A 21658-nucleotide genomic window follows, 5' to 3' on the forward strand; every position below is an offset into this window, starting at 1 on the left:
TCCCAACGGCCCCCGAGCCGGACACCGGACCCCATACCGGGGCGCAAGGGCCACCGTCACGACCTGGCCGAATATGGCCTGTTCATGGCCGGTACTCTGCGGTGCCCCCGACGACGGGGGCACCCAGATTCCGCTCAGGAGGACCCATGGCCATCAAGAAGGCCACGATCCAGCAGCAGGTGGCAGACGCCCTCACCCAGGCGAACCCCACCGACCGGCCCATCGTCACCATCCAGGCCATCGCGGGCCCCAGCGTGTGGCTGATGAGCATGCTCGGCCTCATCGGCCAGGCGTTCCTGACCTACTACTTCGTCACGGTGACCGAGCAGGCGGTCGTCCTCCACAAGGCGAGCCGGATGAGCAACCGCCCCCAGGAGATCGTCTTCGCGATACCGCCCGCCCAGGCCGTCGGCACCGTCACCGACGTCAACCGCAACGCCATCTGGAGCTCGTTCCGCATCATGCTCCCCGGCCACGTGAAGCCGACGCGGATGAACGTGCACCGCACCTGGCGGGGCGAGATGGACCAGCTGGTCGGCCTGCTGAACGGGCAGCCCCAGCCCACCGCCTGACGGTGACCCCGAGCCGGCGGGCGGAGGGGACCACGTCCCCAGCCCCCTCCGCCCCCGGCGCGCACCCCGCCTCACCACCAGTACACGGGATACCGGACGGCCCCCGGCCGCGCCCGCGACGCCGCCATCCCCGCCAGCACCAGCACGACCGCCGCACCGCTCAGCAGCGGCAGGAACCACACCGGGTCCGGCGCCTGCAGCACCACCACCACGGTGGTCGCCGCCGCCGGCGAGTGCGGGGTCCGGGCCAGCGTCATGACCCCCACCGCCACCCCCGCCCCGAGCGCCGCCACCCACGGCGCGCCGCCGAGCAGCGCCAGCGCCAGGTAGCCGACCACCGCGCACAGGAGGTGGCCCGCGACGACACTGCGCGGCTGCGCCAGGGGCAGCACGGGCACCCCGTAGACGATGGCCGCGCTCGCCGCGATCGGCGGGATCAGTACGGGCTCGCGCAGCAGCGCGCCGATGCCGACGAGCGCCAGCAGCGCCGCGGCCGCCACCCCGCCACTGACCAGGGCGGTCGCCCGGGCGGGCGCGACCGGCGCGGGCGCCCGCCCGGCGAGCGTGCGCAGGGCGGCCGGCCGGCCCGTCGCGGTCTGTTCGGTAGTCGTGTCCACGCTCATGAACGCCAGGTGTACCGGGCCGCCACATTCCGGCCCTATACGACGACCCCCACATCGACTGACAACCAACGGTTGACAGGTCGCAGACTGTCAACCTAGGGTTGCACTCATGACGAACCCTTCCGTGGAACCCGTGGAACCCGTCCGCATGACCAATCCGGTCCGCCTCGACGACCTGATCGAGGCCATCAAGAAGGTCCACTCCGACACCCTGGAGCAGCTCAGCGGCGCCGTGGTCGCCGCCGAGGCCCTCGGTGACGTGGCGGACCACCTCATCGGCCACTTCGTCGACCAGGCCCGCCGCTCCGGCGCCTCCTGGACGGACATCGGCCGCAGCATGGGCGTCACCCGCCAGGCGGCGCAGAAGCGCTTCGTCCCCAAGGCCGACAAGGAGGGCGACCCCGGCCTCGACCCGAACCAGGGCTTCGGGCGCTTCACCCCCCGCGCCCGCAACGTCGTCGTGAGCGCACAGAACGAGGCCCGCGCGGCCGGCCACACCGAGATCCGCCCCGAGCACCTGGTCCTGGGCCTGCTCGCCGAGCCCGAGGGTCTGTGGATCACGGCCCTCACCGCCCGGCAGCTCTCCACCGCCGACCTCCGCACCGCCGTCACGGCCGCCCTGCCGGAACCCTCGGGCGCCCCCGTCCCCGACCTCGTCCCCTTCGACGCGGGCGCCAAGAAGGCCCTGGAGCTCACCTTCCGCGAGGCCCTGCGCCTGGGCCACGGCTACGTCGGCACCGAGCACATCCTGCTCGCCCTCCTCGAACTGGAGGACGGCGACGGCGTGCTGAGCGGCCTCGGACTCGACAAGGCCGAGACCGAGGCCCGTATCACCGCACTCCTGGCCTCCGTGCTCGACGGGTCCGCGCAGCCGCCGTCGCAGGAGCCGCGTCCGTGACCTCGTAGCGCTTGACGTACGCGCCGAGGAAGGACTGCAGCGTCGCCACGGCCGGGATCGCGATCAGCGCCCCGACCGCGCCCAGCAGGGCGGTGCCCGCGATCACCGACCCGAAGGCCACCGCGGGATGGATGTCCACCGTCCGCGCGGTCAGCTTCGGCTGGAGCATGTAGTTCTCGAACTGCTGGTAGACGACCACGAAGCCGAGCACGTACAGCGCGTACCACGGGTTGACCGTGAAGGCGATCAGCATCGGCAGCGCGCCCGCCAGATAGGTGCCGATGGTGGGGATGAACTGGGAGACCAGCCCCACCCACACCGCCAGGGCGGGCGCGTACGGCAGGTCGAGGAACTCGAAGACGACGTAGTGGGCGATGCCGGAGATCAGCGCCATCAGGCCGCGGGAATACAGGTAGCCGCCCGTCTTGGCGACGGCGATCTCCCAGGCCCGGAGCGCCTCGGCCTGCTTCGCGGGCGGCAGCACGGAGCACAGCGCGCGCCGCAGCCGGGGCCCGTCGGCGGCGAAGTAGAAGGAGAACAGGCCGACCGTCAGCAGCCTGAAGAGCCCGCCGAGCACGGTGGTGGACACGTCGAGCACACCGGTCGCGCTGTTCTGCACGTACTTCTGGAGCCAGTCGGAGTGCAGCAGGCTGTCCTGGATCTCCAGGCGGGACAGCTCGGTGTGGAAGGTGGCGTTGATCGAGTTGATCACCGAGTCGAGGTAGCGCGGGAAGCCCTCCACCATGTCGACGATCTGTCCGGCGAGCATCGAGCCGAGCAGCGCGAGGAAGCCCGCCGTCGCGACGAACACCCCGAGGAACACCAGGAAGGTGGCGAGCCCGCGGCGCATGCCGCGGGCCGCCATCCTGGCCACGGCGGGTTCGATCGCGAGCGCCAGGAAGAACGCGATCAGGATGTTGACCAGCAGCCCGATCAGCTGGTGGAAGGCCCAGCTGCCGAGCTGGAAACAGGCGACCAGCGCCAGTACGAGGACCACCGCGCGCGGCAGCCAGCGCGGCATCCGCGCCTCCGCCCGGCCGGGAGCGGTCCCGGCGGACGCGTCCCCGCCGTCCGCGGTCTCCGGTGCGTTCCCGTCGTCCGGTGCGTCCCCGTCGTCGGGTGCGTCGCCATCGTCCGGTGCGTCCCCGTCGTCGGGGGCCTCCGCGGTCGGGTCGGTCGTCGTCGTCTCATCACTGACTGCCACGCCGACCAGTCTGTCCCACCCGCTTCCCGGACCGCGAAACGGTGTTCGCCTCAGCGCAGCGAGGCCGGCACGTCCATCGCCGCGCACACCGCACGCCACACGTCCTTGGTCTCCCAGCCCGCGTCCAGTGCCTGGTGCACGGTACGTCCGCCGAGTTCCGCCATCACGTGGTCCCGGGCGAAGGACTCCGCGTAGGCCGCACCGAAGTGCTCCGCCATCCGCTCCCAGAAAATCGTCAACCGCATGCCCCCAGTATCCCGCCCGGGAGAGTGCACCCGTCCCGTTGGCCCCCTGCGCCCCCGCCCGGCGCCCTACGGTGTCACGCATGCCTGGAGACGAATCTCCCCCGCCGGCCCCGCTGGCCCGCGCGGAACAGTTCATCTGGCTCACGGCCCGGGTGCTGGAGCAGCGGCGGTTCGCCTTCCACTTCCTCGGCGGGGACGCCGACGCGGTGGACGCCGCCCTCGGCGCGTACCTGGGCGACGACGGCGGCTACGGACACGCGCTCGACCCGGATCTGCGCGGCCCGCTGAGCCAGCCCCTGCACACCGCGCACGCCCTGCGGGTCCTCGACAGCCTCGGCCGCTGCGCCGGCCAGCGCATCGAGCGGCTCTGCCGCCACCTGACCGGGCTCTCCACCCCCGAGGGCGCGCTCCCCCTGGTCCGCCCGGCCCCGCACGACCATCCCCTGGCGCCCTACCACCCGGTGCGCGACGACCCGCCGGGCGAGCTGCTGACCACGGGCCCCGTCGTCGGGGTGCTGCACCGCAACCGGATCTGGCACGCCTGGCTGTTCCGGGCCACGGACTTCTGCTGGGAGCGGATCGAGACGCTGCGCCACTCGCACCCCTACGAGGTCCAGAGCGCGGTGGCCTTCCTCGACGGCGCCCCCGACCGGGCCCGCGCGGCGGCGGCCGCGGACCGGCTGGGGCGGCTGGTGCGCGAGCGGCACCTCGTGGTGCTCGACCCGGATCGGCACGAGGAGTACGCCCCCTCCCCCGGCTACGCGCCGGGCGAGCTGCTCTTCCCGTACGACTACGCGCGGCGCCCGGAGTCGCTGGCCCGGAGCTGGTTCACCGACGAGGAGATGCGCCGCTCGCTGGACTTCCTCGCGGCGGAGCAGCAGCCGGACGGGGGCTGGCCGGTGCGCCGCCGCGCCTGGGCGCCCGGCAGCTCGCTGGAGCGGCGGCCGATCGCCACCCTGGAGGCCCTGCTGACGCTCAGGGCGTACGGGCATCCGGTCGGCGCGGTCAGCCCCCCAGCGCCCGGACGCCCGCGGTGACCACCACCGCCGCCCCGACCACCACCAGGAACGGGGCGCGCAGCAGCAGGGCCAGCGCGGCGGCCGCCAGCCCGGCGGCGCGGGCGTCGAGCACCAGCTCGTGGCCGGTGCTGAAGGTCTGCTGGGCGGTGAGCGCGGCGAGCAGCGCGACCGGCAGCAGGGCGGACAGCTTGCGCACCAGGGGACGCTCCAGGGCCCCGGCGGGCACGAGGAGTCCGGCGAGCTTGACGGCGTAGCAGCCGACGACGGTCACCGCGATGGCGATCCAGACGTTCACGAGCGGCGTCCCTTCATCCACAGCACGGCCGGCGCGGCCAGCGCGGCGATCAGCACCGGCACCCCGGAGGGCAGGACGGGCAGGAAGCCCAGTCCGAGGACCAGGGCCAGGCCCGCGACGGCCCGCTCGGTGGAGGTCTTCAGCATCGGCGCGAGCAGCGCGAGGAACACGGCGGGCCCGGCGGCGTCCAGCCCCCAGGCGGAGGTGTCCCCGATGGCCTCGGCGCCGAGCGCGCCCAGCAGGGTGGTGAGGTTCCACAGCAGGTAGAGGCTGAGCCCGGTGACGGTGAAGCCGAGCCGGGCGGCCTTGCGGTCGGACTGCGCCAGCGCCACGGCGGTGGTCTCGTCGATCACCCAGTGCGCGGCGAAGGGGCGCACGGCCCGGGGCAGCGCGAGCAGCTGGGACAGCCGCAGCCCGTAGAAGGCGTTGCGGGTGCCCAGGAAGAAGGCCCCGGCGGCCGCGGTGAAGGGGTTGCCACCCGCCGCGAGCGCGCCGACCAGGGCGAACTGCGACGCTCCGGTGAAGACGAGCAGGCTCAGCACGCAGGCCTGCAGCACGCTGATCCCGGCCCCGGCGGCGGTCACGCCGAAGGCGAATCCCGACAGGCCGACGGCCACTCCCACCCCGAGGGCGTCGCGGACGACGGCGGCCCGCGGCCGCCCGGGGGTCGGTCCCCCGTCGTGCACGGGGGCCTCTCGTATCACCATCTGATTCTCTCCCACGCCCCGAACGTACGCGGGGCGCGGCGGACGGTCTTGTACGTTCTTGCACCCGCCCGGCGTCCCCGTCGCCGCAGGCCGGGGCCCCGGCCGGGCACGGGCGAGGGCGGCGCCGGGACCACAGCAGGACCTAGCCCGCGGCCCGCTCCCGTCGGTACGCGCCCGGGGGCACCCCGACGATCCGGGTGAAGTGCCGGTTCAGGTGCGGCTGGTCCGTGAAGCCGACGGTGACGGCCGCCTCGGCGGGCGCGGTGCCCGCGTCGAGCAGCAGGCGCGCCCTGCGGACCCGGGCGTCGGTCAGCCAGGTGTGGGGCGGCATCCCGTACCGGTCCCGGAAGGCGCGCAGCAGGGCGAAGGGGCTGGTGCCCAGTTCCTCCGCGAGGCGCTCCAGCGAGGGCGGCTCGGCCATCCGCTCCTCCAGCACGCTCCGGGCCCGCTCCGCGTCGGCCGCGCCCGCGCGCCGCGGCGGCCGGGCGGGCAGCGGGCCCGCGTGCCGGGTGAGCATCCGCGCCACGACGCCCCGCAGCAGGGTGTCGGCGGCGAGCGCGTTGCCGGCCTCGGCGGCCCGGTGCACGTCGGTGATGGCCCGCGAGGCCTCCGGGTCGGGGACCATGTCGGCGGTGAAGCCGGGGGTGCCGCGGAGGCCGCCGATCTCGGAGGCGACCTCGGCGATCAGGTCCCGGGAGGGGTAGAGGGTGGCGTACGCCCAGCCCTCGGGCGCCCCGGCGCGCGCGGTGTGCGCCACCTCCGGGTTGATCAGCACCACGCTGCCCGGCCCCGCCCGGACCGTGCCGGAGGGCAGGCCGATCTCCTCGACGCCGCCGGTGACGGCCGCGATGACGTAGCCGTCGTGCGCGTGGCGCGGGAAGGTGTGGCGGACGTAGTGGGCGCGCAGCAGGTCCAGCCCCGGCAGCTGCGGGTACTGCCAGTGGCGGGCCCACTCCCGGCGCCCGTCGTGCGTTCCGTCCGTCCCCATGACCCCATTCTGCGCGCCGCCCCCGGGGGTGTCCGCGCAGGTCCGGTGCGTTGTCAGTGCCGGGGTGCACGATGGGGGCATGGCAGGCGCTGCGCTCGACTCGTTCTCCCCCGCGACCCGTTCCTGGTTCACGGGGGCCTTCCGTACGCCCACCGCCGCACAGGAGGGCGCCTGGCGGGCGATCGGGGAGGGCTCGGACGTGCTCGTCGTGGCTCCGACCGGTTCCGGCAAGACCCTCGCCGCCTTCCTCGCCGCCCTCGACCGGCTCGCCGCGGACCCGCCGCCCGCCGAACCGAAGAAGCGCTGCCGCGTGCTGTACGTGTCCCCGCTCAAGGCCCTCGCCGTGGACGTGGAGCGCAACCTGCGCAGCCCCCTGACCGGGATCCGGCAGGAGTCGGCGCGCCTGGGCCTGCCCGAGCCGGACATCCGGGTGGGCATCCGCTCCGGGGACACCCCGCCCGCCGAGCGCCGCGCGCTGGCCGTCAGACCGCCGGACATCCTGATCACCACCCCGGAGTCGCTGTTCCTGATGCTGACCTCGGCGGCCAGGGAGGCGCTGGCGGGGGTCGAGACGGTGATCCTGGACGAGGTGCACGCCGTCGCGGGGACCAAGCGCGGGGCGCACCTGGCCCTGTCTCTGGAGCGGCTGGACGAGCTGCTGCCGCGCCCGGCCCGCCGGATCGGGCTGTCGGCGACGGTCCGGCCGGTGGAGGAGGTCGCCCGGTACCTCGCCCCGCGCGGCCGGGTGGAGATCGTGCAGCCGCCCTCGGACAAGGAGTTCGACCTGTCGGTGGTCGTACCCGTGGAGGACATGGGCGAGTTGGGGGGCTCCCCCGCCACCGAGGGCCGCGAGGGCGGTGACAAGCCGTCGATCTGGCCGCATGTGGAGGAGCGGATCGCGGACCTGGTGCAGGCCCACCGTTCGACGATCGTGTTCGCCAACTCCCGACGTCTCGCGGAGCGGCTCTGCAACCGGCTCAACGAGATCGCCTACGAGCGGGCCGTGGGCGAGCCCCTGCCCGAGGGGGCGCCGCCCGCCGAGATCATGGCCCAGTCCGGCGCGGCCCACGGGGCGCCTCCCCTGCTGGCCCGCGCGCACCACGGCTCGGTGTCCAAGGAGCAGCGGGCCCTGGTCGAGGAGGACCTGAAGGCGGGCCGGCTGCCCGCCGTGGTCGCCACGTCCAGCCTGGAACTCGGCATCGACATGGGCGCGGTGGACCTGGTGGTCCAGGTGGAGTCGCCGCCCTCGGTGGCCTCCGGGCTCCAGCGCGTGGGCCGTGCCGGACACCAGGTGGGCGCCGTCTCCACGGGGGTGGTCTTCCCCAAGTACCGCGGGGACCTGGTCCAGGCGGCCGTGGTCACCGAGCGGATGCGCACCGGGGCGATCGAGTCCCTGCGCATCCCCTCCAACCCGCTGGACGTCCTCGCCCAGCAACTGGTCGCGATGACGGCGATGGACACCTGGCAGCTGGACGACCTCCTCGCCCTGGTACGGCGGGCGGCGCCCTTCGCGGCGCTGCCGGAATCGGCGTTCACGGCGGTGCTGGACATGCTGGCGGGCCGCTACCCCTCCGACGCCTTCGCGGAGCTCAGACCCAGGGTGGTCTGGGACCGGGTGGCGGGGACGGTCACCGGCCGGCCCGGCGCCCAGCGGCTCGCGGTCACCTCCGGGGGGACCATCCCGGACCGCGGACTCTTCGGGGTCTTCCTCGCCGGATCGGACCCCAAGAAGGGCGGCGGCCGGGTCGGCGAGCTGGACGAGGAGATGGTCTACGAGTCCCGCGTGGGCGACGTGTTCACCCTGGGCACGACCTCCTGGCGGATCGAGGACATCACCCGCGACCGGGTCCTGGTCACCCCGGCCCCCGGGGTACCGGGCCGGCTGCCGTTCTGGAAGGGCGACCAGCTGGGCCGCCCCCTCGAACTGGGCCGTGCGGTCGGCGCGTTCCTGCGCGAGCTGGGCGGGCTCACCGAGGAGGACGCCCGGCTGCGGCTGCTGGCGGCCGGCCTGGACGCCCGCGCGGCGCAGAACGTCATCGCCTACCTCGCCGAGCAGCGCGAGGCCTGCGGCCACGTGCCGGACGACCGGACCATCGTGGTCGAGCGGTTCCGCGACGAACTGGGCGACTGGCGGGTGGTGGTCCACTCCCCCTTCGGCGCCCAGGTGCACGCCCCCTGGGCGCTGGCGCTCGGTGCCCGCCTCGCCGAGAAGTACGGCATGGACGCCCAGGTCATGCACGCCGACGACGGGATCGTCCTGCGCCTGCCGGACGCCGACCTGCTCTCCGTGGACCTCCTCGACCACGACCCCTCGCGCCCCGCGGACTTCGCGTTCGACGACGAACAGGCGCCGCTCGGTGCGGCCGACGTCGCCTTCGAGCGGGGCGAGGTCAGCGGGATCGTCACCGACCAGGTCGGCGGGTCGGCCCTGTTCGCCTCCCGGTTCCGCGAGTGTGCGGCCCGCGCGCTGCTGCTGCCGCGCCGCAGCCCGGGCAAGCGCACCCCGTTGTGGCAACAGCGCCAACGGGCCTCGCAACTGCTGCAGGTGGCCTCGGAGTTCGGCTCGTTCCCGATCGTGCTGGAAGCCGTACGGGAGTGCCTCCAGGACGTCTTCGACGTGCCGGGGCTGACGGAGCTGATGGGGGACATCGAGGCGCGGCGCGTGCGCATGGTCGAGGTGACCACCCCGGAGCCCTCCCCCTTCGCCCGCTCCCTCCTGTTCGGGTACGTCGCCCAGTTCCTCTACGAGGGGGACTCGCCGCTCGCCGAGCGGCGCGCGGCAGCGCTCTCGCTGGACTCCCGGCTGCTGGCCGAGCTCCTGGGCCAGGCCGAGCTGCGCGAACTGCTCGACGCCGGGGTACTGGAGGAGCTGGAGCGGGAGCTCCAGTGGCTGACCGGCGACCGCCGGGCCAAGGACGCCGAGTCGGTGGCCGACCTGCTGCGCCTGCTGGGCCCGTTGACCGACGCCGAACTGGCGGAGCGGGGCGCCGAGCCCGGCTGGGCCCCCGGGCTGGCGGCGGCCCGCCGGGCGATCCGGGTCCGGATCGGCGGCGCGGACCACTGGGCGGCGATCGAGGACGCCGGCCGGCTGCGGGACGCGCTGGGCACGGCCCTGCCGGTGGGGGTCCCGGAGGCGTTCACCGAGCCGGTCAAGGACCCCCTCGGCGATCTGCTGGCCCGCTACGCGCGCACCCACGGCCCGTTCACCACCGCCACCGCCGCCGCCCGGTTCGGCCTGGGCTCGGCGGTGACGGAGGGCGCCCTGCACCGGCTCGCGGCGCCGGGCCGGCTGGTTCAGGGCGAGTTCCATCCGGCGGGCATCGGCCAGGAGTGGTGCGACGCCACGGTGCTGCGCAGGCTGCGGCGCCGCTCGCTGGCCGCGCTCCGCCAGGAACTGGAGCCCGTCCCGCCGGCCTCGCTGGCCACCTTCCTGCCCCAGTGGCAGCACCTGGGCGGTGGGCTGCGCGGCATCGACGGCCTGGCCCGCGCCATCGAGCAGCTCCAGGGCGCTCCGGTCCCGGCCTCGGCCCTGGAGCGGCTGATCCTGCCCTCGCGGGTCGCCGGGTACTCCCCGGCGCTGCTGGACGAGCTGACCACGACGGGCGAGGTGGTGTGGGCGGGAGCCGGCGCCCTGCCGGGCAAGGACGGCTGGATCTCCCTCTACCTGGCGGACGCGGCGCCCCTGCTGCTGCCCCCGGCCCACCCTCTGGAGCCGTCCCCGCTGCACCAGGGGGTGCTGGAGGCCCTGTCCTCCGGGCGGGCCCTGTTCTTCCGGCAGCTGGTGCAAGAGGTCCGCGCCGGCCTCCCGGACGCCTCCGACCTGGAGCTGTCCTCGGCCCTGTGGGACCTGGCCTGGTCGGGCCGTGTGACGAACGACACCCTGGCCCCGCTGCGCTCCCTGCTCGGCTCGGGCCGCACGGCGGGGGCCACCGCGCACCGGGCCCGCCGTACGGTGCCGCGCGGCCGGTACGGGACCCTGAGCGCCACCGTCTCCCGTACGGGCCCGCCCACGGTCTCGGGCCGCTGGTCCCTGCTGCCCGCGCCCGCGCCCGACCCGACGCACCGGGCGCACGCGCTGGCCCGGACCCTGCTGGACCGGCACGGCGTGGTCACGCGCGGGGCGGTGGCGGCGGAGGGGGTCGAGGGCGGGTTCAGCGCGGTGTACCGGATCCTGTCCGCGTTCGAGGACAGCGGGCAGGCCCGGCGGGGGTACGTGGTGGAGGGTCTGGGCGCGGCCCAGTTCGCGATGGACGGCGCGGTGGACCGCCTGCGGGCCGCCGAGCGGACCCCGCCGCCGCTGGCGGCTGTGGTGCTGGCCGCGGCCGATCCGGCGAACGCCTACGGGGCGGCCCTTGGCTGGCCGGAGCCCCCGGCGGGCGCCACCCACAAGCCGGGCCGCAAGGCGGGCTCCCTGGTGGTCCTGGTCGACGGCGAGCTCACCCTCTACCTGGAGCGCGGCGGCAAGACCCTGCTGGCCTGGCCGGAGCCCGAGGATCCGCGCCTCGCTGCGGCGATGTCCGCCCTGGTGGCGGCCTCCCGCGCGGGCACCCTCCCGGACCTGACGGTGGAGCGGGTCAACGCCGCCCCGGCCCTGACCTCCCCGCTCGGCAGGTCCCTCGAAGCGGCCGGCTTCCACGCCACCCCGAGGGGACTGAGGCTGCGCAACTGAGTGCTCCGGGCGGTCTCAAGCCGGCCACGTATGTCTTGGGCATGTCACGAAACGGCCGCCAGACACCCCCGAGCCCACCGAAGTACTTATTCATGCTTTATCAAGGTGATCACACACGTCGCGTTCGACGCTGTGCGAACAGAGACACCGACATGGGGGACAAGAAAAGTGAGCACCTTCAGCATGCGTAGAAGCACCCTCGGAGCGCTCGGCCTGGCCGTCGCCGGCACCCTCGTCCTCACGGGCTGCAAGGACGGCAACGAAGAGCTGGCGCCGACGCAGCCGAGCTCCCCGGCCGGCGCCTCCCAGGCCGCCCCGAGCACCGGCGCCTCCGGCGCCCCGTCCGCGAGCGCCCCGGCCCCCGGCGCCCCGGCCGCGGGTGCGAAGGGAGCGGCCAAGCCCGGCCAGCAGTACAAGATCGGCGAGGCCGCCGAGTTCCCGTTCACGTCCGGCAAGACCAGCGGCCAGATCGCCCTCACGGTCACCAACATCGAGCAGGGTCAGCTCGCCGACCTGGACGCCATGAAGCTCGGCGACAAGGTCAAGGGCAAGGTGCCCTACTACATCCACTACACGGTGAAGAACACGGGCACCACCGACCTGTCCTTCACCTCGGTCAGCCACATCAAGGGTCTGCTCGGCGACGGCAGCGAGGCCCAAGACCTCTACGTCATCGGCAAGTTCGCCAAGTGTGAGGACTCGTCGATGCCGAAGGGATTCACCAACGGCCAGACCCAGACCGCCTGCGTGGTCGCCCTGGCCCCCTCGGCCGACACGAAGGTCTCCGGCGCCAAGTACTGGGGTGACCCGTTCGCCCTCAAGGACGGCCTGACCTGGAAGTAGCGGACGGCCGCACCACGGCACCGCACCCCGACGAGCCCCCGCACCGGCACCCCGGCGCGGGGGCTCGCCCCGTACCGGCCCGCCGGCCCGCCGGCCCGCCGGGCACCGCCGCCAGGCCCCGGCCGGACGGCGCGACAATGGCCGCATGCCCGAAGGAGACAGCGTCCACCGCGTCGCGGCCCGCCTGCACGCCGCGCTCGCGGGCGAGCCCCTCACCCGCGCCGACCTGCGCGTCCCACGCTTCGCCACCGCCGACCTCACCGGGCACACGGTCCTCGACGTCACCCCGCGCGGCAAGCACCTCCTGACCCGCCTCGACAGCGGCCTCACCCTCCACAGCCACCTGCGCATGGACGGCGCCTGGTACGTCTTCGCCCCGGACCAGAAGTGGCGCGGCGGCCCCGCCCACGAGATCCGGGCGGTCCTGGCCAACGCCGGGGCCACCGCCGTCGGCTACCGCCTGCCCGTCCTCGAACTGCTCCGCACCGCCGACGAGCACCGCGTGGTGGGCCACCTCGGCCCCGATCTGCTCGGCCCCGACTGGGATCCGGCCAGGGCGGCGGCCAACCTGCTCGCCGCCCCCGCGCGGCCCCTGGGCGAGGCCCTGCTCGACCAGCGCAACCTGGCGGGCATCGGCAACATCTACAAGGCCGAGCTCTGCTTCCTCGCCCAGGTCACCCCCTGGACCCCGGTCGGGGACCTCCCGGACCCGGCGGCCACCCTCCCCCGCCTGGCCGCCGCCGCACAGCGCCTGCTGGCCGCGAACACCGGCGACCCCGGACGGCCCCGGCGCCGCAACACCACCGGCAGCCGCCGCCCCGGCCGGGAGCTGTTCGTCTACGGCCGCGCCCACCGTCCCTGCCTGCGCTGCGGCACCCCGGTGCGCGAGGCCGTCCAGGACGGCCGCCCCGCGTACTGGTGTCCCGGCTGCCAGGCCGGTCCGGCCCCCGCCCCGGAGCGGACCCCGACGCACTAGTTGACGGGTCGTCAGATGCGCTCGTACGGTCCCTGCATGCCCACACCCACCCCGTACGACACCCCGTACGACCTCACCGGCCGCACCGCGCTCGTCACCGGAGCCGCGAGCGGGATAGGCCGCGCCACCGCCCTCCTCCTCGCCCGGGCCGGCGCCGTCGTGCACTGCGCGGACCGCGACGAGCCGGGCCTCGCCGAGACCGCCGCCCTGATCACCAAGGGCGGCGGCGCCGCAACCGCCCACCCCCTCGACGTCACCGACCGCACCGCGCTACGGGCCGCCGTCGCCGCGGCCGGTCCCCTGGACATCACCGCCGCCGTCGCGGGCGTGATGCACACCAGCAGCGTCCTGGAGACCACCGACGAGGACCTCGACCGGATCCTGGACATCAACTTCAAAGGGGTGCTGCGCACCTGCCAGGAGGCCGTCAGCGCCATGATCGCCGCCGGCCGCCCCGGCTCGGTGGTCACCATGGCCTCCGGCGCCGTGGACGCCGCCCAGCCGGGGCTGCTCTGCTACAGCGCCGCCAAGGCCGCCGTGGTCCAGCTCACGAAGACCCTCGCGACCGAGGCCGGCCCGCACGGCATCCGCGTCAACGCCGTCGCCCCGGGCTGGATCCGCACTCCCATGACCGGCCGGCACGGCTCCGAGGTCCAGCAGCGGACGGAGGAGGCCATGGTCCGGATGTCCCCGCTGCGCCGGGTCGGGGAGCCCGAGGACATCGCCCAGGCGGTGCTCTACCTGGCCTGCGACGCCTCGTCCTTCATGACGGGCCAGATCCTTCGTCCGAACGGCGGAGTATCGATGCCCTGGTGAGCCCCTTCCCCACCCCGGCGGCCGGTGCCCCGGCAGCCCCTGCGGCCGCCCGGGCCCTGCGTACGGGGATCTGCCCCGTGCAGTGCACGGGCAGCAGCCCCAGCCCCCATCCGCCCACCGCGACGGCGCCCTCCACGGGCCCGGCGCCCTCCGGCACCAGCGCGAGCCGCAGCACGGCCCACCACCACAGGACGCCCACCGCCAGGGCGAAGGGTATGAGCAACCGCCGCACGGCCACCTCCACGGGGTACCCCCGGACGGAGTCTGGGGGAGGGCCGGATCCCGGACGCGCCCATCCTCCCGCAGGACCGTGGCCCCCGCACCCAGAACGCCCGCCGCGTCGCCCCACCGGCCCCGGACGGCAAAGAGCCCCGGCCGGTGCTCACGCACCCTCCGGGGCTCCCGCCACGCTCACATGCTTGACTCGCGCTCAAGCGGCGACGACGTTCACCGCTTCCACGGGTGCCTTGATGGTCACCCGCTCCGGTCCGCCCGTGACCGAGGCCACGGAAACCGAATTGAGCATCGGGCGCACCGGTGCCGGCACCGGTTCGCTTGCGGCGGCCGACTGCGCAAGCTCCGCCAGCGACAGCTCGTCACTGACTTCGCGCATCAGCTCGGACATCCGTACGTCCAACGCGTCGCAGATCGCGGAGAGCAGCTCGGAGGATGCCTCCTTCTGCCCCCGCTCCACCTCGGAGAGATAGCCGAGCGAAACTCGGGCGGACGAGGAGACTTCGCGCAGAGTACGGCCCTGGCGCTGGCGCTGCCGACGCAGCACGTCACCCAGCAGGCGACGGAGCAGAATCATCGGTGGCTCCCTCCTCTGACCGTGTAGCCGTAACCTTCACGCCCCACCGTACCGCCTCGCGCCGCGGCCGTGCGGGGAGCGATGTCGTGTTCACTCAGGGCTGCAAACATCAAATCCCCCCGTTCCGTTCCGTATCCTGCCCCCGCAGATTCTCGCGGAGTTCGCTTGAGAGGAGTTCGAGCACTGTCCGTGCACTCTCCCTACGAATTTCCGCGCGGGAGCCGTTCAACCGCAGCCGGGCCGACTTCCTGCCCGCCGGACCCGCCACGGCGATGAAAACCGTGCCCACGGGCTGCCCGTCCTGAGGGTCCGGACCGGCCACTCCGGTGGTCGCGATCCCCCACGAGGCGCCCGTCAGGCGCCGCACTCCGGCCGCCATCTCGACCGCGACCTGCGCGTTCACCGCGCCTTCGGCCGCGAGCAGCGCCGCGTCCACCCCGAGGACGCGGTGCTTGAGTTCAGTGGCGTACGCCGTGACCGAGCCGAGGAAGGAGCGCGAGGCCCCCGGCACCGCCGTGATCTCGGCGGCGACCATGCCGCCGGTCAGCGACTCCGCCACCGCGAGCGTCTGGTCACGCTCCGCGAGCATGCGCAGCACGTCGCCGGCCACGCCGGCCGTGCCCGCCGCGTCCTCCGCCGCTCCGGAGGTCTCCGGCGCGTCCCCCGCCCCGTACGTCACTTCGCGGCCCGCTCCTCCGCCAGCCCGGCCCGGCGCAGCACCACGGCCTGCCGGACGTAGTCCAGACCGGTGACCACGGTCAGCACGACGGCGATCCCCATCACCCAGAACCGCATGGTCGCCAGCGGCCCGGTCAGGGCGAGCACGTACATGCCCACGGCGGTGCCCTGGGCCAGGGTCTTGAGCTTGCCGCCCCGGCTGGCCGGAATCACTCCGTACCGGATCACCCAGAAGCGCATCAGCGTGATCCCGAGCTCACGCCCGAGGATCACCCCCGTCACCCACCAGGGCAGGTCGCCGAGCCAGGACAGACACACCAGAGCCGACCCCATGATCGCCTTGTCGGCGATGGGGTCGGCGATCTTCCCGAAGTCCGTGACCAGGTTGTACGTCCGGGCCAGATGCCCGTCGAAGATGTCCGTGATCATGGCGACGGCGAAGGCCGCCCAGGCCAGCGCCCGCCAGACGGGGTCGTAGCCCCCGTCGGCGAGCAGCAGCAGGACGAATCCCGGCACGAGCACGAGCCGGATCATCGTCAGGATGTTGGCGATGTTCCAGAGGCTGGCCTGACTGACGGCCGCAGTCCCGAGCTTCGCGCCGGGCGTGGGCCGGCGGCCGGTCCCGCCCGCCGCCGATGCCGGGACTCCGGTCATCCGGCCTCCTCCTCAAGCTCCAGGTCCAGAGGCTCCGCCACCAGGTCCACACCCAGCGTTCCGACCACCTTGGCCGTGACGATACGCCCCGGCACCAGACCCGAGCCGTCCGTGAAGACCACCTGGCCGTCCGTCTCGGGCGCCTGGTGGGCGGCGCGCCCGTAGGCGCCCTCGCCCTCCTCGGCCTCGTCCAGCGGCACGACCGTCTCGACGAGCACCTCCAGGGTCTCCCCGATCCGCTCCTCCGCGCGCTGGGAGGTGAGCTCCTCGGCGAGGCGCTGCATGTGCGCGAGGCGCTCGGCGATGGTGTCCGCGTCCAGCTTGTTCTCGTAGCCGACGGCTTCGGTGCCGTCCTCGTCGGAGTAGCCGAAGACGCCGATGGCGTCGAGGCGGGCGTGGGTGAGGAAACGCTCCAGCTCGGCGAAGTCCGACTCGGTCTCGCCGGGGAAACCGACGATGAAGTTGGACCGGACGCCGGCCTGCGGGGCCTTGCTGCGGATGGTGTCCAGCAGCTCCAGGAAGCGGTCGGTGTCACCGAAACGGCGCATGGCGCGCAGCACGTCGGGGGCCGAGTGCTGGAAGGACAGGTCGAAGTACGGCACGACCTTGGGGGTCGAGGTGAGCACGTCGATCAGTCCGGGCCGCATCTCGGCGGGCTGGAGGTAGCTGACGCGGACGCGCTCGATGCCGTCCACCTCGGCCAGCTCGGGCAGCAGGGTCTCCAGCAGGCGGATGTCGCCGAGGTCCTTGCCGTACGAGGTGTTGTTCTCGGAGACCAGCATGATCTCCTTGACGCCCTGCTCCGCGAGCCAGCGCGTCTCGCCCAGCACGTCGCTGGGGCGGCGGGAGATGAAGGAGCCCCGGAAGGACGGGATGGCGCAGAAGGAGCAGCGCCGGTCGCAGCCGGAGGCCAGCTTGACCGAGGCGACCGGGCTCTTGTCGAGGCGGCGGCGCAGCGGGGCGCGCGGACCGGAGGCGGGCGCGAGGCCCTCGGGGAGGTCCGCCGGGGCGGCCTCGGGCTCCTGGGCGTGTCCGGGCAGGGCCACCGCGGTGTCCTGGCGTTCCGCCGGGCTGATCGGCAGCAGCTTGCGCCGGTCGCGCGGGGTGTGGGAGGCGTGGATGCCACCGTTGAGGATCGTCTGGAGGCGGTCGGAGATGTCGGCGTAGTCGTCGAAGCCGAGGACCCCGTCGGCCTCGGGGAGCGCTTCGGCGAGCTCCTTGCCGTAGCGCTCGGCCATACAGCCGACGGCGACGACGGCCTGGGTCTTGCCGTGATCCTTGAGATCGTTGGCTTCCAGCAGGGCGTCTACGGAGTCCTTCTTGGCGGCTTCGACGAAGCCACAGGTGTTGACGACGGCTACGTCCGCGTCTGCGGCGTCCTCGACGAGCTCCCAGCCATCCGCCGCCAAGCGGCCTGCGAGCTCCTCCGAGTCCACCTCGTTACGGGCGCAGCCAAGAGTGACAAGGGCGACGGTACGGCGTTCGGGCATGGACTCAAGACTACTTCGTCCGGACGCGGGTCCCCGCCCAAGTCCCCCCAGAACAAGATCCCCGGGGCCGGCGGCAGGTGCCGCGCGGGATCCCGGGGATCTGGAACTTTCTATTCCGTGCTGGTCAGCCCGCCTGGGCCTGGCCCTGGCGCGGGTCGTCCTTGGTGTACGTGAGACGTTCCACCTGACCGGCCTGGAAGCGCTCCTTGATCTCCTTGCCGTTCACGAACAGCTTGACGACCCCTGCGTCGCCGAGCACGAGGTCCACGGACTCCTTGTCCGTGAAGGTCTTCGACTCGCCCTGCGCGAGGGTTCCGTCGAAGAGCAGCCGGCCGCTGTGGTCCTTCGCGGAGATCCAGCTCTCGCCGGTGTCGGCCGTCAGGACGACGGTGACGAGGTCCTTGGGGGCCGCGGCGATGGCACTGTCGGAGGGCTCCGGCTTGGGCGCCGACGGGGTCTGCTGGGGCTGGGCGGCCGGCTTGCCCGCGGGCTGCTTGGGTGCGGGCTTGGGGGCGGCGGAACCTTCCGCCACCGGCCGCTTGGCCTGACCGTCGCCGCCGCCGCTGAAGGCGGTGAAGCCGACGAAGCCGATCACGGCGACGATGGCGGCGACCATGGCGGCGGTCCAGTTGGGCCGCTGCCGTTCGGGGCGGATCCGCTCGGCTTCGAACATCGGCGCGGCGGGGGTGGGTGCCGGCCGGCCGCCGTGGGCCGCGTCGTAGCTCTCGACCAGGGGTGCCGGATCGATGTGCACGGCGCGGGCGAGCGTACGGATGTGGCCGCGGGCGTAGACGTCGCCGCCGCACCGCGTGAAGTCGTCCTCTTCGATCGCGTGCACGATCGGGATGCGCACGCGGGTGGTGGAACTGACCTCGTCGACTGTCAGCCCGGCGGCGATCCGGGCCTTCTTGAGGGCCGTCCCGATGGACGGTCCTTCAACGGAAGGTTCGACGATGCGGTCCTCGGACCGGCCGTCGGTCGAAGGACGCTCTTCTTCGGGGGAGTTGGAGTTGCCGATGGACACGAGTGCGCCTTTCGAGCGTGTAGCCACCTGCTGGCTTCCCAGTCTAGGGGGGTGACGAAAGGGTGGGGCAACCGGAGGGGTGTACTCCCTACGCCATCCGAATGGCTTCGGGAACACCCGCCGCTGCCTCCCTCAACTTGACGCACGCCCGGGGGAAACGGTTGCCCGCCGATCCCATACGGTCGGGTGAGCCGGACGGACCCCCGTTCTAGGGGACGTCCTGGCCACGGATCACCGCGAGGATCGCGTCGAGTTCGTCGGGTTTGACCAGGACGTCACGCGCCTTGGAGCCCTCGCTCGCACCGACCACGCCCCGGGACTCCATGAGGTCCATGAGCCGGCCGGCCTTGGCGAAGCCCACGCGCAGTTTGCGCTGGAGCATGGAAGTGGAACCGAACTGGGTGGAGACCACCAGCTCCGCCGCCTGGCACAACAGGTCGAGGTCGTCGCCGATCTCCTCGTCGATCTCCTTCTTCTGCTTCTGCCCCACGGTCACGTCGTCCCGGAAGACGGGCGCCATCTGGTCCTTGCAGTGCTGCACGATCCCGGCGATCTCGTCCTCGGTGACGAAGGCGCCCTGGAGGCGGACCGGCTTGTTCGCCCCCATCGGCAGGAACAGTCCGTCGCCCTTGCCGATCAGCTTCTCGGCGCCCGGCTGGTCCAGGATGACCCGGCTGTCGGCGAGCGAGGAGGTGGCGAACGCGAGCCGCGAGGGCACGTTCGCCTTGATCAGGCCGGTGACCACGTCCACCGAGGGCCGCTGGGTGGCGAGCACCAGGTGGATGCCGGCCGCGCGGGCGAGCTGGGTGATGCGCACGATCGAGTCCTCGACGTCGCGCGGGGCCACCATCATCAGGTCGGCGAGCTCGTCGACGATCACCAGCAGGTACGGGTACGGGCTCAGCTCCCGCTCGCTGCCCGGCGGCAGCTTGATCTTGCCCTCCCGGATCGCCCGGTTGAAGTCGTCGATGTGCCGGTAGCCGAAGGCCGCCAGGTCGTCGTAGCGCAGGTCCATCTCGCGCACCACCCACTGGAGGGCCTCGGCGGCCCGCTTGGGGTTGGTGATGATCGGCGTGATCAGGTGCGGGATGCCCTCGTACGCGGTGAGCTCGACGCGCTTGGGGTCGACGAGCACCATCCGCACGTCCTCCGGCGTCGCCCGCACCATGATCGATGTGATCAGGCAGTTGATGCAGGAGGACTTGCCGGAGCCGGTGGCACCGGCGACCAGCACGTGCGGCATCTTCGCGAGGTTGGCCATGACGTAGCCGCCCTCGACGTCCTTGCCGAGCGCGACCAGCATCGGGTGGTCGTCCTCGGCGGCGTCGGCCAGGCGCAGCACGTCGCCGAGGTTGACCATCTCCCGGTCGGTGTTCGGGATCTCGATGCCGACCGCCGACTTGCCGGGGATCGGGCTGATGATCCGCACGTCCGGCGAGGCCACGGCGTAGGCGATGTTCTTCGCCAGCGCCGTGATCCGCTCGACCTTCACGGCGGCGCCGAGCGTCACCTCGTAGCGGGTGACCGTCGGGCCCCGGGTGAACCCGGTGACCTGCGCGTCGACCTTGAACTCGGTGAAGACGTTCGTCAGCGAGGCGACGACCGAATCGTTGGCGGCGCTGCGGGTCTTGCCGGGCCCGCCCTTCTCCAGCAGGTCCAGCGAGGGCAGCGCGTACGTGATGTCCCCGCGCAGCTGGAGCTGTTCGGCGCGGGGCGGCAGCGGCTGGGACTCCGGCGGGGCCTTCGTCAGGTCGGGCACCGACAGGGTCCCGGAGGCCGCGGCGGTGCGCTCGTGCGGCGCGTCCGCCCCGGCCGGGACGACGGGCACGACAGGGGCGGAGGCGGCGGCGGAGGCCGCGGGCCGCTCCTCGCGGGCGGGCGGCACCGGAGCGGTGACCTCGACGCCCTCGCGCTCCACGGAGATCCCCTGGGTGAGGTCGGCGACCAGCGGCGACGGGGGCAGACCTCCGTAGACCACCCCGTCCAGCGCGGCGGCGGCCGCCGCGGCCACGTCGACCGCGTCCATCTCCCGCCCGCCGGGCCGCGCGGCGGTGCGCCGCGGCCTGCGCCGCCGGGCCAGCGCCGCCGCCTCGGCGGCGTCGGCGGGATCGTCCGGACCACCGGGTCCGTCGGGGCCCGCTGCAGCCCCGGTGCGGGCCCGCCACTGCTCGGCGTCGTGGCGGTCCCGGCGCCCCGCGGCCTCCCGCTCGGCGTACCGCTCGTCGTACTCGTTGGGCGCGATGATCCCGAGCCGGATCCCGAGCGCGCGCAGCCGCTGCGGGATCGCGTTGACCGGGGTCGCGGTGACCACGAGCAGCCCGAACACGGTGAGCAGCACCAGCATCGGCACGGCCAGCGGCGCGCCCATGGTGAAGATCAGCGGCTTGGAGGCACCCCAGCCGATCAGCCCGCCCGCGTTCTGCATCGCGGTGGTGCCCTCGTCGCGGCCCGGCGCCCCGCAGGCGATGTGGACCAGTCCGAGGACACCGATGACCAGGGCGGTCAGGCCCACGCCGATGCGGCCGTTGGCGTCGGACTGCTCGGGGTGGCGGATGAACCGCACCGCCATGACGCCCAGCAGGATCGGCACGAGCAGGTCGAGGCGCCCGAAGGCGCCGGTGACCAGCATCGTGACCAGGTCCCCGACGGGCCCGCTCAGGTTCGACCAGGTCCCGGCGGCGACGATCAGGGCCAGGGCCAGCAACAGCAGCGCGACCCCGTCCTTGCGGTGCGCGGGGTCGAGGTTCTTCGCGCCGCGGCCGAGCCCGCGCAGGACCGCGCCGATGGCGTGCGCGAGACCGAGCCAGCAGGCGCGCACCAGCCGCAGCACGCCCCCCGTGGGGGACGCCGCCGGTTTGGCGGCGGCCTTCTTGACCGGGGGCCGCTTGGCCGCCGCGGCCTTCTTCGCCGGAGGCTTGCGGGCGGGAGCCGCCTTCTTCGCCGGCGCCGTCGTACGGCCGGTGCGGCCCTTCGCGGTGCCCGCGGTGCTCTGGGAACCCTTGCCGGACGTACTTGAGGCCATGGGCCCGAGATTACCGGTGCGCACGCCGGTGGACACGCGTGCCCACCCCTTCACCCGTTCGTGTCGCCCCGTCGGTAGGCGCTTTGACGCACCGGCACACCTGACACCCGGCCAGGCACCATTA

20 protein-coding genes are annotated in these 21658 nt (G+C 73.6%); 7 read left to right on the top strand and 13 right to left on the bottom strand.

Annotated features, from left to right (window positions below; translation table 11 throughout):
- The first annotated feature begins 146 nt into the window (after window positions 1–146).
- The gene (locus OG295_RS08730) at window positions 147–572 is read left to right on the top strand and encodes a hypothetical protein (RefSeq protein ID WP_371676378.1); all 426 of its coding nucleotides are present in this window, start codon (window positions 147–149) and stop codon (window positions 570–572) included.
- Between the two features lie 71 nt (window positions 573–643).
- Here OG295_RS08730 and OG295_RS08735 read toward each other — a convergent pair whose 3' ends face one another.
- Window positions 644–1195 carry an HPP family protein gene (locus OG295_RS08735; RefSeq protein WP_371676379.1) on the bottom strand — a complete coding sequence of 184 codons (552 nt, stop codon included), beginning with the start codon at window positions 1193–1195 and terminating at the stop codon, window positions 644–646.
- A gap of 109 nt (window positions 1196–1304) precedes the next feature.
- Between OG295_RS08735 and OG295_RS08740 the strand changes: the two genes are divergently transcribed.
- On the top strand, window positions 1305–2093 hold the full coding sequence (locus tag OG295_RS08740; RefSeq protein ID WP_371676380.1) for a Clp protease N-terminal domain-containing protein: 789 nt from the start codon (window positions 1305–1307) through the stop codon (window positions 2091–2093).
- Here the strand turns inward: OG295_RS08740 and OG295_RS08745 are convergent.
- Both OG295_RS08745 and OG295_RS08750 read right to left on the bottom strand, forming a co-directional pair.
- Window positions 2026–3114, bottom strand: a complete 1089-nt coding sequence (locus OG295_RS08745) for an AI-2E family transporter (protein WP_371681137.1) — start codon at window positions 3112–3114, stop codon at window positions 2026–2028. The two genes, OG295_RS08740 and OG295_RS08745, sit on opposite strands and share 68 nt — an antisense overlap.
- Window positions 3115–3347: 233 nt before the next feature.
- Window positions 3348–3542: a DUF3046 domain-containing protein gene (locus OG295_RS08750; RefSeq protein WP_371676381.1), complete on the bottom strand. Its 195-nt coding sequence runs from the start codon at window positions 3540–3542 to the stop codon at window positions 3348–3350.
- 80 nt (window positions 3543–3622) lie between these two features.
- Between OG295_RS08750 and OG295_RS08755 the strand changes: the two genes are divergently transcribed.
- The gene (locus OG295_RS08755) at window positions 3623–4579 is read left to right on the top strand and encodes a hypothetical protein (protein WP_371676382.1); all 957 of its coding nucleotides are present in this window, start codon (window positions 3623–3625) and stop codon (window positions 4577–4579) included.
- Here the strand turns inward: OG295_RS08755 and OG295_RS08760 are convergent.
- From OG295_RS08760 to OG295_RS08770, 3 genes are all read right to left on the bottom strand, one after another.
- The gene (locus OG295_RS08760) at window positions 4548–4856 is read right to left on the bottom strand and encodes an AzlD domain-containing protein (protein ID WP_371676383.1); all 309 of its coding nucleotides are present in this window, start codon (window positions 4854–4856) and stop codon (window positions 4548–4550) included. The genes OG295_RS08755 and OG295_RS08760 overlap by 32 nt on opposite strands.
- Window positions 4853–5563, bottom strand: a complete 711-nt coding sequence (locus tag OG295_RS08765) for an AzlC family ABC transporter permease (RefSeq protein WP_371681138.1) — start codon at window positions 5561–5563, stop codon at window positions 4853–4855. The genes OG295_RS08760 and OG295_RS08765 overlap by 4 nt, the downstream gene beginning before the upstream one ends.
- Before the next feature lie 142 nt (window positions 5564–5705).
- Window positions 5706–6551, bottom strand: coding sequence for an AraC family transcriptional regulator (locus OG295_RS08770; RefSeq protein WP_371676384.1), 846 nt, complete (start codon window positions 6549–6551; stop codon window positions 5706–5708).
- Window positions 6552–6630: 79 nt separating this feature from the next.
- Between OG295_RS08770 and OG295_RS08775 the strand changes: the two genes are divergently transcribed.
- The 4 genes from OG295_RS08775 (at window position 6631) to OG295_RS08790 (ending at window position 13855) form a co-directional block, all read left to right on the top strand.
- Entirely contained in the window at window positions 6631–11220 is a 4590-nt protein-coding gene (locus OG295_RS08775) for an ATP-dependent helicase (RefSeq protein ID WP_371676385.1), read from the top strand.
- A gap of 183 nt (window positions 11221–11403) precedes the next feature.
- Window positions 11404–12063 (top strand): hypothetical protein, encoded by a 660-nt coding sequence (locus tag OG295_RS08780; protein WP_371676386.1) that lies wholly within the window; start codon window positions 11404–11406, stop codon window positions 12061–12063.
- Window positions 12064–12208: 145 nt separating this feature from the next.
- Window positions 12209–13039, top strand: coding sequence for an Fpg/Nei family DNA glycosylase (locus OG295_RS08785; RefSeq protein ID WP_371676387.1), 831 nt, complete (start codon window positions 12209–12211; stop codon window positions 13037–13039).
- Between the two features lie 36 nt (window positions 13040–13075).
- Window positions 13076–13855, top strand: a complete 780-nt coding sequence (locus OG295_RS08790) for an SDR family NAD(P)-dependent oxidoreductase (protein WP_371676388.1) — start codon at window positions 13076–13078, stop codon at window positions 13853–13855.
- On the opposite strand, the gene OG295_RS08795 is transcribed toward OG295_RS08790, so the two are convergent.
- The 7 genes from OG295_RS08795 to OG295_RS08825 all read right to left on the bottom strand — a co-directional run bounded on the left by OG295_RS08795 (window position 13803) and on the right by OG295_RS08825 (window position 21534).
- On the bottom strand, window positions 13803–14087 hold the full coding sequence (locus OG295_RS08795; RefSeq protein WP_371676389.1) for a hypothetical protein: 285 nt from the start codon (window positions 14085–14087) through the stop codon (window positions 13803–13805). The two genes, OG295_RS08790 and OG295_RS08795, sit on opposite strands and share 53 nt — an antisense overlap.
- A 198-nt stretch (window positions 14088–14285) precedes the next feature.
- On the bottom strand, window positions 14286–14666 hold the full coding sequence (locus tag OG295_RS08800) for a helix-turn-helix domain-containing protein (protein WP_007266936.1): 381 nt from the start codon (window positions 14664–14666) through the stop codon (window positions 14286–14288).
- Between the two features lie 109 nt (window positions 14667–14775).
- The gene (locus tag OG295_RS08805; protein ID WP_371681139.1) at window positions 14776–15255 is read right to left on the bottom strand and encodes a CinA family protein; all 480 of its coding nucleotides are present in this window, start codon (window positions 15253–15255) and stop codon (window positions 14776–14778) included.
- An 86-nt stretch (window positions 15256–15341) separates the two neighbouring features.
- Window positions 15342–15998: a CDP-diacylglycerol--glycerol-3-phosphate 3-phosphatidyltransferase gene (gene pgsA, locus OG295_RS08810; RefSeq protein ID WP_371676390.1), complete on the bottom strand. Its 657-nt coding sequence runs from the start codon at window positions 15996–15998 to the stop codon at window positions 15342–15344.
- Window positions 15995–17488, bottom strand: a complete 1494-nt coding sequence (gene rimO / locus OG295_RS08815) for a 30S ribosomal protein S12 methylthiotransferase RimO (protein WP_371676391.1) — start codon at window positions 17486–17488, stop codon at window positions 15995–15997. The genes pgsA and rimO overlap by 4 nt, the downstream gene beginning before the upstream one ends.
- Before the next feature lie 124 nt (window positions 17489–17612).
- Complete coding sequence (locus tag OG295_RS08820; RefSeq protein ID WP_371676392.1) at window positions 17613–18512, bottom strand: RodZ domain-containing protein; 900 nt, start codon at window positions 18510–18512, stop codon at window positions 17613–17615.
- 208 nt (window positions 18513–18720) lie between these two features.
- Window positions 18721–21534 (bottom strand): DNA translocase FtsK, encoded by a 2814-nt coding sequence (locus tag OG295_RS08825; RefSeq protein ID WP_371676393.1) that lies wholly within the window; start codon window positions 21532–21534, stop codon window positions 18721–18723.
- Between the last annotated feature and the right edge of the window lie 124 nt (window positions 21535–21658).

The organism is Streptomyces sp. NBC_01276 (assembly GCF_041435355.1).
In the GTDB taxonomy this organism is placed as follows: domain Bacteria; phylum Actinomycetota; class Actinomycetes; order Streptomycetales; family Streptomycetaceae; genus Streptomyces.